This is a genomic window from Parviterribacter kavangonensis, from assembly GCF_056863335.1.
Genome location: NZ_JBXPJA010000001.1, coordinates 1,683,704 through 1,697,178, shown reverse-complemented (window position 1 = coordinate 1,697,178; position 13,475 = coordinate 1,683,704). Strand labels below are relative to the sequence as shown.

14 protein-coding genes are annotated in these 13,475 nt (G+C 71.3%); 12 read left to right on the top strand and 2 right to left on the bottom strand.

The window, feature by feature from the left end:
- Nucleotides 1-2: 2 nt before the first annotated feature.
- The 10 genes from AC1UE4_RS08685 to rpmA all read left to right on the top strand — a co-directional run bounded on the left by AC1UE4_RS08685 (nucleotide 3) and on the right by rpmA (nucleotide 9,670).
- Nucleotides 3-584 carry a Maf family protein gene (locus tag AC1UE4_RS08685; RefSeq protein WP_482918222.1) on the top strand — a complete coding sequence of 194 codons (582 nt, stop codon included), beginning with the start codon at nucleotides 3-5 and terminating at the stop codon, nucleotides 582-584.
- A 62-nt stretch (nucleotides 585-646) separates the two neighbouring features.
- Nucleotides 647-1,696, top strand: a complete 1,050-nt coding sequence (locus AC1UE4_RS08680; protein WP_482916823.1) for a rod shape-determining protein — start codon at nucleotides 647-649, stop codon at nucleotides 1,694-1,696.
- A gap of 28 nt (nucleotides 1,697-1,724) precedes the next feature.
- Complete coding sequence (gene mreC / locus AC1UE4_RS08675) at nucleotides 1,725-2,558, top strand: rod shape-determining protein MreC (RefSeq protein WP_482916822.1); 834 nt, start codon at nucleotides 1,725-1,727, stop codon at nucleotides 2,556-2,558.
- Complete coding sequence (gene mreD, locus AC1UE4_RS08670) at nucleotides 2,555-3,121, top strand: rod shape-determining protein MreD (protein WP_482916821.1); 567 nt, start codon at nucleotides 2,555-2,557, stop codon at nucleotides 3,119-3,121. The genes mreC and mreD overlap by 4 nt, the downstream gene beginning before the upstream one ends.
- Nucleotides 3,118-5,205, top strand: coding sequence for a penicillin-binding transpeptidase domain-containing protein (locus AC1UE4_RS08665; protein ID WP_482916820.1), 2,088 nt, complete (start codon nucleotides 3,118-3,120; stop codon nucleotides 5,203-5,205). The genes mreD and AC1UE4_RS08665 overlap by 4 nt, the downstream gene beginning before the upstream one ends.
- Complete coding sequence (gene rodA, locus AC1UE4_RS08660) at nucleotides 5,205-6,383, top strand: rod shape-determining protein RodA (protein ID WP_482916819.1); 1,179 nt, start codon at nucleotides 5,205-5,207, stop codon at nucleotides 6,381-6,383. The genes AC1UE4_RS08665 and rodA overlap by 1 nt, the downstream gene beginning before the upstream one ends.
- On the top strand, nucleotides 6,380-8,221 hold the full coding sequence (locus tag AC1UE4_RS08655; RefSeq protein ID WP_482916818.1) for an Rne/Rng family ribonuclease: 1,842 nt from the start codon (nucleotides 6,380-6,382) through the stop codon (nucleotides 8,219-8,221). The genes rodA and AC1UE4_RS08655 overlap by 4 nt, the downstream gene beginning before the upstream one ends.
- Nucleotides 8,218-9,084: an alpha/beta fold hydrolase gene (locus AC1UE4_RS08650; protein WP_482916817.1), complete on the top strand. Its 867-nt coding sequence runs from the start codon at nucleotides 8,218-8,220 to the stop codon at nucleotides 9,082-9,084. Before AC1UE4_RS08655 ends, AC1UE4_RS08650 begins: the two co-directional genes overlap by 4 nt.
- Nucleotides 9,085-9,094: 10 nt before the next feature.
- Nucleotides 9,095-9,409 carry a 50S ribosomal protein L21 gene (gene rplU / locus AC1UE4_RS08645; RefSeq protein WP_482916816.1) on the top strand — a complete coding sequence of 105 codons (315 nt, stop codon included), beginning with the start codon at nucleotides 9,095-9,097 and terminating at the stop codon, nucleotides 9,407-9,409.
- Nucleotides 9,410-9,670 (top strand): 50S ribosomal protein L27, encoded by a 261-nt coding sequence (gene rpmA / locus AC1UE4_RS08640; RefSeq protein ID WP_482916815.1) that lies wholly within the window; start codon nucleotides 9,410-9,412, stop codon nucleotides 9,668-9,670. It begins immediately after the preceding gene.
- A 12-nt stretch (nucleotides 9,671-9,682) separates the two neighbouring features.
- Here rpmA and AC1UE4_RS08635 read toward each other — a convergent pair whose 3' ends face one another.
- A complete protein-coding gene (locus AC1UE4_RS08635; protein ID WP_482916814.1) occupies nucleotides 9,683-10,375 on the bottom strand; it encodes an SDR family oxidoreductase in 693 nt (230 codons plus the stop codon).
- A gap of 24 nt (nucleotides 10,376-10,399) precedes the next feature.
- Between AC1UE4_RS08635 and obgE the strand changes: the two genes are divergently transcribed.
- Together obgE and proB are read left to right on the top strand one after the other, a co-directional pair.
- Nucleotides 10,400-11,698, top strand: coding sequence for a GTPase ObgE (gene obgE / locus AC1UE4_RS08630; protein ID WP_482916813.1), 1,299 nt, complete (start codon nucleotides 10,400-10,402; stop codon nucleotides 11,696-11,698).
- A 31-nt stretch (nucleotides 11,699-11,729) separates the two neighbouring features.
- Nucleotides 11,730-12,812 (top strand): glutamate 5-kinase, encoded by a 1,083-nt coding sequence (gene proB / locus AC1UE4_RS08625; protein WP_482916812.1) that lies wholly within the window; start codon nucleotides 11,730-11,732, stop codon nucleotides 12,810-12,812.
- Here the strand turns inward: proB and AC1UE4_RS08620 are convergent.
- Nucleotides 12,794-13,450, bottom strand: a complete 657-nt coding sequence (locus tag AC1UE4_RS08620) for a hypothetical protein (protein WP_482916811.1) — start codon at nucleotides 13,448-13,450, stop codon at nucleotides 12,794-12,796. The genes proB and AC1UE4_RS08620 overlap by 19 nt on opposite strands.
- Nucleotides 13,451-13,475 lie beyond the last annotated feature (25 nt).

The following is a 13,475-nucleotide window of genomic DNA, read 5'->3' as shown; positions in this document are numbered from 1 at the left end:
TACTGGCGTCGGGCTCGCCGCAGCGGCGGGCCATCCTGACGCAGCTCGGGATCCCGTTCACCGTCGAGGTGAGCGGGGTCGACGAGCTCGACGCCGGGGACCCCCGCGAGCTCGCGAGGGAGAACGCCCGGCGGAAGGCGGAGGAGGTGTGGCGGCGGCTCGCCGGCGAGGGCGCGCGCGGAGGGGAGACCCCCTCGGGCGACGCCGTCGTCCTCGGCGTCGACACCGACGTCTTCCTCGACGGCGAGGTCTTCGGCAAGCCGCGTGACGCAGCGCACGCGGCGGAGATGCTCGGGCGCCTCAGCGGCCGCACCCACACCGTGTTCAGCGGGCTCGCGCTCGTCCGCGACGGGACCACGACGCTTGCCGACGCGGCCACGGACGTGGTGTTCCGTGACCTGACAGGGATCTTGCAGTGGTACGTGGACACTGGCGAATGGCACGGCCGGGCCGGTGCCTACGCGATCCAGGGCCATGGAGCGGCCCTCGTCCGCGAGATAAGAGGCGACTACCTCAACGTCGTCGGCCTTCCGGTGGCCGCGCTGCTCGATCTCGCTCCCGGCCTGCTGACGGTGGGGCAGTAGACTCCCGCCCGCCGAGAGACCGGTCCCAAGGGCCGGTTTGCAGCCTTTCTCGGCTCCTCACCATGGGCTTCTTCTCCTACCTGACAGGGTTCGGCGGCCGCGACATGGCGGTCGACCTCGGCACCGCGAACACGCTCGTCTACGTGCGTGGGCGCGGGATCGTCCTGTCGGAGCCGTCGGTGGTGGCGATCGACTCCCGGACCGGCGAGGTCCACGCGGTCGGGATCGAGGCCAAGCGGATGCTCGGGCGGACGCCCGGGACGATCCAGGCCATCCGTCCCCTCAAGGACGGCGTGATCGCCGACTTCGACGTCACGGAGGAGATGCTCCGGCACTTCATCCAGAAGGTCCACCAGAACCGGTGGGCCCATCCGCGCGTGGTCGTCTGCGTCCCCTCCGGCGTGACCGGGGTGGAGAAGCGCGCGGTGGAGGAGGCGTGCCTCAGCGCGGGCGCCCGTCAGGCCTACCTCATCGAGGAGCCGATGGCGGCCGCGATCGGCGCCGGCCTGCCCGTGGGCGAGCCGACGGGCTCGATGGTCGTCGACATCGGCGGCGGCACGAGCGAGGTGGCCGTGATCAGCCTCGGCGGCATCGTCGTGAGCCAGTCGATCCGCGTCGGCGGCGACGAGCTCGACGAGGCGATCATCAACTACGCCAAGCGCGAGTACAAGCTTCTGATCGGCCAGCAGACGGCCGAGGAGGTCAAGCTGGAGATCGGCTCGGCCTACCCCATGGAGGAGGAGGTGCAGGCCGAGATCCGCGGACGCGACATGGTCTCCGGCCTGCCCAAGACGGTGGTCCTCACGAGCGAGGAGATCCGCGAGGCCCTCGAGGAACCCGTCTCCCAGATCGTCAACGCGGTCAAGGAGACCCTCGACCGGACCCCCCCGGAGCTCGCGTCCGACATCATGGACCGCGGCATCATGCTCGCGGGCGGCGGCTCGCTGCTGCAGGGGCTCGACGAGCGCCTGCGGGAGGAGACGCAGATGCCGGCGCACCTGGCCGAATCGCCGCTGACGTGCGTGGCGGTCGGGAGCGGACGGTCGCTCGAGGAGTTCGAGGTCATCCACCGCACCAGCAAGAACTCGAGGAACCGCCGCAAGCGGTTCTGAGGAACCAGACTTTGGAGTTGTCCCCTACGTGTACGACCGGAAGGTCATCCGCAGACGACGAGCGGTTCTTCTGCTGCTCGTCGGCTGCTCCCTGATCCTGCTCACCGCTTCCTTCGGCGACGGCCTGCGGTCCGTCGAGCGCGGTGCGCTCGAGGTCTTCGGCCCGATCCAGGAGGGCGCATCGAAGGTCCTCAAGCCCGTCCGCGACGCGGCCGGCTGGGTCGGCGACACCGTCGACGCCAAGGGCGAGAACGAGGACCTCAAGAAGGAGCGCGACGCGCTGCGCCGCGAGATCGTCGACGCCCGCGCGGCGCTCGCCGAGAACGGCCGCCTGCGCGCGCTGGTCGGCATGGACAAGCGGCTGGGGCTGAAGGACCAGGGCGCCGTGACCGCGCGGGTGATCAGCCAGTCGCCGACGCTCTGGTACGCGACGGTGATGGTCGACAAGGGCTCCAACGACGGCGTCCGCGAGGGCGACCCGGTCGTCGACGGCAGCGGCCTCGTGGGCCGCGTCCGGACCGTCGGCGCGCGCGACGCCCAGATCGTCCTCATCACCGACTCGAACTCCGCGGTCTCGGCCCGCGTCAACGAGGCGAAGGCGTCCGGCATCGTCCGCACCGCGGTCGGCGACCCGAACGACCTGCGGCTCGAGTTCCTCGGCCGCAACCAGCAGGTCCAGAAGAACCAGACGATCGTCACCGCCGGGCGCATCTCCGAGCGCTTCCAGCCGCGCTTCCCCGCCGACATCCCGATCGGGCGCGTGGACAAGGTCGACGAGGATGAGGGAACGATCCACGTCCGCCCGTTCGCCGACCTGCGCGACCTCGAGGTCGTCCAGATCCTCACGGAGCCCGCCCTGTGAGCCAGCCGGTCCACCTCGGCCTGCGCCTGGCCGCGCTCTCGCTGCTGGCCGTGCTGATCCAGACGGCGATGCTCTCGCAGCTGTCGCTGTTCGGCGCCCAGCCCGACATCACGCCGCTCGTCGTCGTCTCGGTCGGCCTGCTCGCGGGCCCGGTGCCGGGCGCGATCTTCGGCTTCGCGCTCGGCCTGCTCGTCGACCTTGCGCTGCTGCAGACGCTCGGCGTCTCGTCGCTCGTGCAGCTCGGCATCGGCTACTGGGGCGGGCGGCTGCGCGAGCTGCTGCGCGACCCCGACGCGACGCTGCTGCCGCTCGCCATCGGCGCGATCGCCACGCTGCTGTCCCTCACCGGCTTCTCGCTGCTGCAGTTCCTGCTCGGCGTCGAGGCGCCCGTCAGCTTCGAGCTCGTCCGCCAGATCATCAGCACCGCGCTCATCAACACCCTGCTCGCCCTGCCCGTGCACGCCGCGGTCAGGCGGATCCTCGCGCCCGCGCTGCCCGACGGCGGCCGCAAGCGGCGCAGGCGGCAGAGAAGGCCCGGCTTGTCGCCGCTGATCAGCCCGTGAGGCTCGAGGAGAGGCGTCCGCCGGTCACGCCGCACATGGCGCTGCGGGTCGCCGTCATCGGCGGCATCGCGCTGACGCTGTTCGCGATCCTGTTCTTCCGCCTGTGGTTCCTGCAGGTGCTCTCGGGGGACACGTACGTCGTGCAGGCCCGGGAGAACCGGACGCGCGAGATCCGGATCCCGGCCCCCCGCGGCGAGATCGTCGACCGCAGCGGCCGCGTCCTCGTCGACAACCGCCCGTCGAACATCGTGAAGATCCTCCCGCAGGACCTGCCGGAGCACACGATCACCGACGCCGCGACGTGGGGCCAGAAGATGGGCCAGCTCGAGCGCCGCAAGCGCGACGCCGAGAACCTGAAGGGCAAGCGCGGCAGGCGCGCCCGCGCGGCGCTGAAGGACGCGACCGTCCCGCTGCCGCCGATCGGCAGCCCGACGCTCTCCGCGCGCTACAAGCGGCTCGGGAAGGTGCTGAGCATGCGGCCGGGCACGATCCACCGCCGCGTCATCGAGCAGCTCGCCCAGCTCCCGTATTCCGCCGTCACGATCCGGGCCGACGTCCCGCGGTCGGTCATGAGCTACCTGCTCGAGCGCAAGGAGCAGTTCAAGGGCGTCGACGTCGACACCGGCTACCTGCGCGCCTACCCGCACCACGAGCTCGCCGCCCAGCTGCTCGGCACGGTCGGCGAGGTCAGCCGCGAGGAGCTCAAGCTCAAGCGCAATCGTGGCGTCAAGCAGGGCGCGATCGTCGGCAAGGCCGGCCTCGAGTACACGTACGACCGGTACCTGCGCGGCCGCGACGGCGCGCGCATCCTGCGCGTCGACGCGAGCGGCGAGTTCCGCGGCGACCCGAACCAGCCGCTGCGCGAGCGGCGCCCGAGCCCGGGCCGCAACCTCAAGCTCAGCCTCGACCTCGGTCTCCAGGAGTCCGGGCAGGAGGCGATCTCGCAGATCGGCGGCGGGCTGCCGGGCGCGTTCGTCGCCATGAACCCGCGCAATGGGCAGGTCTACGCGATGGGCTCGCTGCCGAGCTTCGACCCGTCCGTCTTCGCCAAGCCGATCAGCCGCGCGAAGTACGAGCAGCTGAACTCCGAGGAGAACGGGGCGCCGCTCTTCAACCGCGCGATCGCCGGCGTCTACTCGTCCGGCTCGACGTTCAAGCCGATCACCTCGATCGCCGGCCTCGACGCCGGCGTCATCACGCCCGGCTCGATCATCAACGACCCGGGCTGCATCAAGGTCGGCAACCAGGACAAGTGCAACGCGGGGGACACGCCGAACGGCGCGGTCGACCTCGCGAACGCGCTGAAGGTCTCCTCGGACGTCTACTACTACACCGTCGGCATGCGGCTCTTCGAGCTCGGCGGCGCGCGGCTGCAGGGCTGGGCGCGCAAGCTCGGCCTCGGGCGCAAGACGGGCATCGACCTCGGCGACGAGGCGAAGGGCCTCATCCCCGACCAGAAGTGGCGCGACGTCATCAACAAGCAGGAGCGCAAGTGCCGGGCCAAGCCCGAGCAGCAGGGCCGCGCCTGCTACGTCGTCGACGTCCGTCCGTACAACCTCGGCGACAACGCGAACCTCGCGGTCGGCCAGGGCGAGGTCGCGATCTCGCCGCTGCAGATGGCCGTCGCCTACTCGACGATCGCCAACGGCGGGCGCGTCCCGCGGCCGCACCTCGGCCTCGAGATCCAGGACCAGACCGGCCGCATGATCCAGAAGATCGAGCCGGGCGCCGCGCGCAACGTGAACATCCAGCCGGCCTACCGCGATGCGGTGATGGAGGGCCTGCGGCGCGCGGCCGAGGAGCCCGGCGGCACGTCGACGCCGGTCTTCGCCGACTGGCCCCACGGCCAGCTGCCCGTGTACGGCAAGACCGGCACCGCCGAGGTCCCGTACAACGGCGCCCTCGTCGACCAGTCCTGGTACGTCGCGTACGTGCCGCACAAGACGAAGCCGATCGTCGTCGCTGCCACGATCGAGCGCGGCGGGTTCGGTGCTGAACGCGCGGCACCCGCCGTGTGCCGCATCCTGCGGACCTGGTTCGATACCGCGTCGAAGTGCGCCGCGGGGGAGAGCCGTACGCGCTGATGGCCACGACGCCGATCATCGATCCCAAGGAAACGCCGACGACGGCACGCGCCCGCGATCGCGAGCGGCGCGGCCGCGGCCTGCTCCTGGGGCTCGACCCGATCCTGCTGCTCGCCGCGATCGGGCTGGGCGTCTGCTCGCTCGAGGCGATCTCGGCAACCACCGTCACCGGCGTCGCGTCGCGGCAGGCCGCGTTCTTCGCGATCGGCCTCGTCGTCGTGCTCGTCGTCAGCCAGTTCGACTACTCGCGGCTGCGCGAGCTGAAGTACGGCATCTACGGGCTGATGCTGGCCCTGATCCTCGCCGTCTACGCGCTCGGCTCCGAGACCCGCGGGTCGCGGCGCGCGATCGAGCTCGGGTTCATCGAGCTGCAGACCTCCGAGCTCGGCAAGGTGCTGCTCGCGGTCGCGCTCGGCGCGTTCATCGTCGACCGGTCACGCCAGCTCCAGGACCGTCACACGACGGCGCGGGCGATGCTCATCGCGCTCGTCCCGACGGCGCTCGTGATGGCCGGCGACCTCGGCTCGGCGCTCGTCTACATCGCCGTCTCGCTGGCGGTGCTGTTCGTGGCGGGCACGAACTGGAAGCACTTCCTCGGCCTCTTCGTCCTCGGCGCAGCGGCGATCGCGATCGTGCTCGTCGTCATGCCCAAGGTGGGCGTCGACGTCCTCAAGCCTTACCAGCAGGACCGGCTCACGTCGTTCCTGCACCCCAGCGACGACCCGGCGGAGGCCGGGTACCAGCAGAACCAGTCGAAGATCGCCATCGGATCGGGCGGCCGCATCGGCCGCGGCGACGAGGCGACCCAGACCGAGTTCGACTTCCTCCCCGAGGAGCACACCGACTTCATCTTCGCCGTGATCGGCGAGCGATGGGGCTTCATCGGCGGCGCGCTCGTGCTGTCGCTCTACGCGCTCCTCGTCTGGCGGGGGCTGCGCATCCTGACCATGGCCAAGAACCTGTACGGCGCGCTGATCGCCGGAGGCATCGTCGCGATGATCCTCTTCCAGGTCTTCGTCAACGTCGGGATGAACGTCGGGATCATGCCGATCACCGGCATCCCGCTCCCGCTTGTCAGCTACGGCGGCTCGTCGGTGCTCACGACGCTCCTGGCCGTCGGGCTCCTTCAGTCCATACACGCGCAGGCACGCGCGTCACGAAAGGGACTTCTCCCGTGAAGAAGCAGGTGCTCGTCAGCGTCGACCGGGGTGAGACCCGGGTCGCGATGCTCGAGAAGAAGAACGACGACAAGGAGCACCGCGTCGCGGAGCTCTACCTCGAGCGCCGCGGTCAGCGGTCCATCGTCGGCAACGTCTACAAGGGCAAGGTCGACAACGTCCTGGCCGGCCTCGAGGCCGCCTTCGTCGACATCGGCCTCGACAAGAACGGCTTCCTCCACGTCGACGAGATCGTGCTGCCGGGCGTCGAGACGCCCCGGCGCGGCCGCGGCAAGGAGGGTGGCAAGAAGATCACGGATCTCCTCAAGCCGGGCCAGGAGATCATCGTGCAGGTCGTCAAGGACCCGCTGAAGACGAAGGGCGCGCGCCTGTCGATGGAGCTCACCATCGCGGGCCGCTACATGGTCTACGCCCCGACGGGCGAGGGCATCGGCGTCTCCAAGCGGCTCGAGGACAAGGAGCGCGAGCGGCTGCGCAAGGAGGTCAAGGGCCTCGATCTGGGAGGCGGCGGCGCGATCGTCCGCACCGCGGCGCACGGCGCCAAGCGTGCGGACTTCGAGCGCGAGCTGCTCTACCTCCACAAGCTCTACGAGGTCCTCCAGAAGCGCGCCGAGGAGGCGACCGCGCCGGCGATGGTCTTCCAGGAGGCCGACCTGTCGGTCCGCGTCGTGCGCGACATCTTCACCGCCGACTTCGAGCGCGCGCTCGTCGACGACGAGAAGCAGTACCAGCGGCTGACGTCGTTCTTCACGCGCACGTCGCCCGAGCTGCTCGAGAACGTCGAGCTCTACAAGGGCGACGAGCCGCTGTTCGAGAAGTTCGGCGTCGAGAAGGTCATCGAGGGGCTCATGAGCCGGCGCGTCGACCTGCCCAGCGGCGGCTACCTGATGATCGACTACGCCGAGGCGCTGACGGTCATCGACGTCAACTCGGGCTCGTTCACCGGCAAGGGCAAGAGCGCCCGGCTGGAGGACACGATCCTGCGCACGAACCTCGAGGCGGCCGAGGCGGTCGTCAACGAGCTGCGGCTGCGCGACATCGGCGGGATCATCGTCATCGACTTCATCGACATGGCCCGCGCGCGCAACCGCAACGAGGTCATGAAGACGCTGCGCAAGTCGCTGGAGGAGGACCGCACCAAGACGTTCACGGCGGAGATCTCCAAGCTCGGCCTCGTCGAGATGACGCGCCAGAACGTCACGGAGGGCGTGCGGGAGATCATGTCCCGCGCCTGCCCGACCTGCGACGGCGAGGGCGTCATCAAGTCCGAGGAGACCATCGCGATCGAGATCGAGCGTCACCTGCGCGAGCTCGCCGCGAAGGCCAAGAAGGGCACCGAGGCGTTCCTCATCCAGATGAACCCGAAGGTCTCGTCGCAGTTCACCGGCGACGGCGCGCGCGTGCTGCACGAGATCGAGGCCGACACCGGCAAGTTCTTCCACTTCACCGGCTCCGAGGGCCTGCCCATCGACCACTTCGACGTGGTCATGGAGGGCAAGCGCGACGAGGTCGAGGAGCGCGCGATCCCGTGGCGCGACGGCGACGAGGTGATGGTCGAGATCGTCGAGCCGCACATGTACAACGTCGACGACGCCGTGGCGAAGATCGACGGCTACGTCATCTCGGTCGTCGGGGCCGGCCCGCTCGTCGGCGAGCGGCGCCTCGTCCGGCTGACCGAGGTCGGGCGGACCGAGGCGCGGGCGCTGCTGCTGGGCGACGACGGCGAGCCCGTCAACGCCGCCGAGGAGATGAGCGCGGGCGCCAAGCGGCGCCGCGGGCGCCGGGGCGGCCGCCGCCGCTCGTCGGGCGCGAAGACCGGCGCGGCCGAGTCCTCATGAGCGTGGCGGCGGTCGACTGGGTCGACCGCTCGCTCTACCCGTTCGAGGACCGCTGGCTGGACCTCGGGCACGGCGGACGGCTGCACTACGTCGACGAAGGCCCCTCCGAGGGGCCGGTCGTGCTGCTGCTGCACGGCAACCCGACGTGGTCCTTCCTGTGGCGCGACGTCATCGCGGAGCTCCGCGACAGCCACCGCTGCATCGCCCCCGACTACCCCGGCTTCGGGCTGTCGACGGCGGCCGGCGGCTACCGCTTCACACCGGTCGAGCACGCGGCGGTCATCGAGCGGCTCGTGGTCGAGCTCGACCTCCGCGGCGTCACGCTCGTGGTCCAGGACTGGGGCGGCCCGATCGGCTTCGCCGTCGCCGGCCGCCACCCGGACCGCTTCGACGCGTTCGTGATCGGCAACACGTGGGCGTGGCCCATGACCCGCCGCTCGGCGTGGGTCTTCTCGCGTGCGCTCGGCGGGCCGGTCGGCCGCCAGCTCATCCGCCATCGCAACGTCTTCGTCGAGCAGATCATCCCCGGCGGTACCTCGCGCGAGCTGGCGCCCGCGGTGATGGAGCACTACCGGCGTCCGTTCCCGACCGCCGAGTCGCGCGAGCCGACGGCGGTCTTCCCGAAGCAGATCATCGACAGCGCGGCGTTCCTGCGGTCGGTCGAGCACGACCTGCCGCGCCTGCGCGACAAGCGCGCGGCGCTCGTCTGGCCGGACTCCGATCCCGCGTTCGGCGCGGCGGAGCTGGCCCGCTGGCGCAGCCTGTTCCCGGCCGCCGAGGTGGTCGAGCTGCCGGGCGCGAAGCACTACATCCCCGAAGAAGCGCCCACGCAGCTGGCTGCCGCGGTGCGCTCGCTATCCTGACCCGCTCGAAATGGCTTACGCGATCGTCAAGACCGGCGGCAAGCAGTACCGCGTCGAAGAGGGACAGCAGCTCCTCGTCGAGCGCCTGAAGGGCGACGAGGGCGCGACCGTCGACCTCGAGCCGCTGCTCTTCCGCGACAGCGACACCGTCTTCGACAAGGACGGCCTTGCCAAGGTCTCCGTGCAGGCTCGCATCGTCGGGCACGAGCGCGGGCCGAAGCTCACCGTCTTCAAGATGCGCTCCAAGCAGGGCTACCGTCGCAAGAACGGGCACCGGCAGGAGCTCACCCGCATCGAGATCACCTCGCTTGGGAGCAAGAAGTAGATGGCACACAAGAAGGGCCTCGGCTCCTCCCGCAACGGGCGCGACAGCCCGGGTCAGCGCCTCGGCGTGAAGGTCTTCGCTGGTGAGGTCGTCACCGGCGGCGAGATCATCGTGCGCCAGCGCGGCAGCCGCTTCAAGGCCGGCGAGGGCGTCGGCATGGGTCGCGACGACACGCTCTACGCGCGTGCCGCCGGGACCGTCGAGTTCACCCGTGGCCGCCGTGGCCGCGTCGTGAACGTCGTGCCCGCCGACGCCGAGTAGACCGCTTCCCGTTCAGCCCGGCTGCGCGGTCGGGCGGATCAGGATCTCGTTGACGTCGACGTGCGGCGGTTGCGCGACCGCGTACATCACCGCGTTCGCGATGTCCTCCGGCTGCAGCGCCTGGATCGACGGCTTGCTCTCGAAGAAGGGCGTGTCGACCATGCCCGGCTCGATCGACGTCACGCGCACGCCGGTGTCGTTGAGGTCCTGGCGCAGGGCCTCGGCCATCGCCGTGACCGCGTGCTTCGTGCACGAGTACAGCGAGCCGGGCAGCGCGCGGCGGCCGGCGACGCTGCTCGTCAGCAGCAGGTGGCCCTTCGCGTCCTTGAGCGCCGGGATCGCCGCGCGGGCCGTGTAGGCGGCGCCGAGCACGTTCGTCAGGACCATCGAGCGCCACTGCTCCGGCGTCTCCTCGAGCCAGCCGCGCTTCGCGCCGAAGCCCGCGTTGGCGAACACGACGTCGAGGCGGCCGTACGCGTCGAGCGTGCGCTGGACGAGCTGCTCGTTGTCGTCCCACTCCGTGACGTCGGCGGGGACGGCGATCGCGCGGTCGTCGCCGCCGAGCTCTTGCGCAAGCGCCTGCAGCTTGTCCTCGGAGCGGGCGGCGAGCACGAGGCGGTGGCCGGCCTCGGCGGCGGCGCGGGCGGTGGCGGCGCCGATGCCGGTGGAGGCGCCGGTGATGAGGAAGACGGGATCGTCGGCCATGGCGTCGACCGTACCCTCTGATCCGTGCTCTACGACAAGGCCCGCATCTTCGTGCAGGGAGGCGCCGGCGGGAACGGCTGCCTGTCGTTCCGGCGCGAGGCGCACGTCCCGCGCGGCGGGCCCGACGGCGGCGACGGCGGCTACGGCGGCGCGGTGACGCTGCTGTGCGACGACTCGCTCCGCGACCTGCAGTCGTTCAAGCGCAAGGCGCACTACAAGGCCGGCCGCGGGGCGCACGGCCAGGGCGCGCTGCGCCACGGCGCGGCGGGGGAGGAGCTCGTCGTCCGCGTGCCGCCGGGCACGCAGGTGACGATGCCCGACGGCACGGTCTACGACCTCGTCGTCCCCGGCCAGCGCGTCGTCGTGGCGCGCGGCGGCCCGGGCGGGCGCGGCAACAAGCACTTCGCGACGCCGACGCGGCAGGCGCCGCGGTTCTCCGAGCGCGGCCTCGCCGGCTTCGAGGGCTGGATCGACCTGCGGCTGAAGCTGCTGGCCGACGTCGGGCTCGTCGGGCTGCCCAACGCGGGCAAGTCGTCGCTGCTCGGCCGCATGACGCGCGCGGCGCCGAAGGTGGGCAACTACCCGTTCACGACGCTCGAGCCGGTGCTCGGCACGCTGGACACCGCGGAGCGCCAGCTCGTCCTGGCCGACATCCCCGGGCTGATCGAGGGCGCGGCGGAGGGGCACGGGCTCGGCCACGACTTCCTCGCGCACGTCGAGCGCACGCGGCTGCTCGTCCACGTGCTCGACCTCGCGCCGCTGGACGGGTCCGATCCGGTGACCAACTGGGAGACGATCGAGAACGAGCTGCGCTCCTACGACGAGCGGCTCGCCGCGCTGCCTCGCGTGCTGGCGCTGTCGAAGGCGGACCTGGTCACGCCCGAGCAGGCGGCCGACGCGCGCCGCCGCTGGCGTGCGCGGGTGAGCGAGGACGTGCCGGTGTTCGTCACGAGCGCCGCGACCGGCCAGGGGCTCGAGGACCTCTCGATCGAGCTGCTGCACCGCGTGCCGGAGGTGGAGCCCGCCGAGGCGGTGCAGGAGCTGCCGGCCGAGGAGGCGCTCGCCGAGCACAAGGTCTTCCGGCCGGGCAGCGACCGCGGCTTCACCGTCGAGCGCGTCGACGACACGCTGTTCCGGGTGAGCGGCCCGCGCGTCGAGCGCCTGCTCGCGCGCTTCGACGTCGAGAACGAGGAGGCGGCCGCGCACGTCGAGCACCGCCTCGAGCGCATGGGCGTCATCCGCGCGCTCGAGGAGCACGGCTTCGCGCCAGGCGACGACGTCGAGATCGCCGGCATGGTGTTCGAACTCGATCCGGGCGCTTGACGGCGCGCGTGTCCTAGGCTCGGCCCCGCACATGGGGGCCACCGTCATCAAGCTGGGCACGAGCACGACCGCCGACGACCGGGGCGAGCTGCGGTCCGGCGTGCTCGAGCGGATCTGCGCGGACGTCGCTCGGCTCGATCAGCCGGTGATCGTCACGAGCGGGGCGATCGCGCGGGGGGTGCGGGTGCTCGACCTGCCGGTGCGGCCGACGGCGATCGCCGACCTTCAGGCCGCGAGCGCGGTGGGGCAGGGCAAGCTCTTCCCGATCTACGACCGGATGCTCGAATCCCATGGCCGGCGGGCGGCGCAGGTGCTGCTGACGTTCCACGACCTGCGCGAGCGCACGAGCTACCTCAACGCACGCCAGACGCTGCAGCGGCTGATCGAGTGGCGCGTCGTGCCGGTGATCAACGAGAACGACACGACGGCGACGGACGAGATCTCGTTCGGCGACAACGACTTCCTGGCGGCGCAGGTGGCGGTGCTGCTGGGCGCCGAACGCCTGGTGCTCCTGACCGATCGCGAGGGGCTGTACACCGCGAACCCGGCGAAGGACCCGGACGCGCGGTTCGTGCCCGAGGTCACCGACTTCTCCGTGCTGCAGGATCTGGCGATCGGCAGCGACACGTCGCCGCTCGGGTCGGGCGGGATGCGGTCGAAGGTCGTCGCGGCCGAGATGGCGACGGCGGCGGGGATCCCGACGACGATCTGCAGTGGGCTCGAGCCCGGGGCCTTGGGCCGGGTCCTGGACGGCGAGGCCGAGGGAACCCGCTTCGCGCCGCAGGCGTCGCGGACGTCGTCGTTCAAGCTCTGGCTGAAGTACGCCAAGCCGGTGCTCGGGACCGTCGTCGTCGACGCCGGCGCGGCGCGGGCCCTGCGGACCGGCGGCACGTCGCTCCTGCCGGTCGGGATCACCGACGTGCGCGGGGTCTTCGACGCGGGCGACGCGGTCGACGTCCGCGAGGCCAGCGGCAGTGTCGTCGGCAAGGGCATCGCCTCGTTCTCCGCCGACGAGCTGCGCCGGGTGAAGGGCTTCCGCGGCGACCGCGTCCGCGAGACGCTTGGGACCGCCGGCGAGGAAGCGGTCCACCGGGACTACTTCGTGCTCTCCTGAGCGCGCGTCCAGGCCCCGCCGACCGCGCGCCGCGTGGCCTGCTCGCCCGGCGCGAGATCGAGGACGTCGATCAGCGTCGGGTCCTCGTCGACGGCGTGGTGGAGGTGTCCGATCCTGCCCTCGTCGCGTGCGTCGGTGGCGCCGATGAGCTGCCACAGCTCGTCGTCGTCGTCGTTGACGACCAGGAGGATCGGCTCGGTGCGCTCGAAGACCTCGGGCGTGGTGATCGCCCGCGTCCCGGCGAGCCAGTGGAACATCCACCACGCCCGGCGGTCCCGCCTGAACACGACATCGAGGACGTGCCACACGTACGGCAAGTCGTGGTGCTCGCGCGCCTGCTGCGCGAGGAGATGAGGCCCTCCCTCCGGCACGTCCTCGAACGGCTCGTCGACGAGCGCGTACGCGAGCCCGTCGTCCTTGAACCACGCGGCGGCGTGGAACGTCCCGCCGCCGGGATTGCCGGCTCCGATGCCGACCGTGACCCGTCCTTCGCGCTCTCCTCCCGTCCGCCACCCGATGGCGTAGGAGGCCAGCTCGCCGTGCGCGCCGGTGAACTCGCCGAACGCGCGTCGTTCCATGCCGGTTGCATCGGGCAGCGGGACCTCGATGAGCTTGCCCTCGTCGACGCGCGGCGGCACGTGCCGGACGGTACCCGGAGCGCGT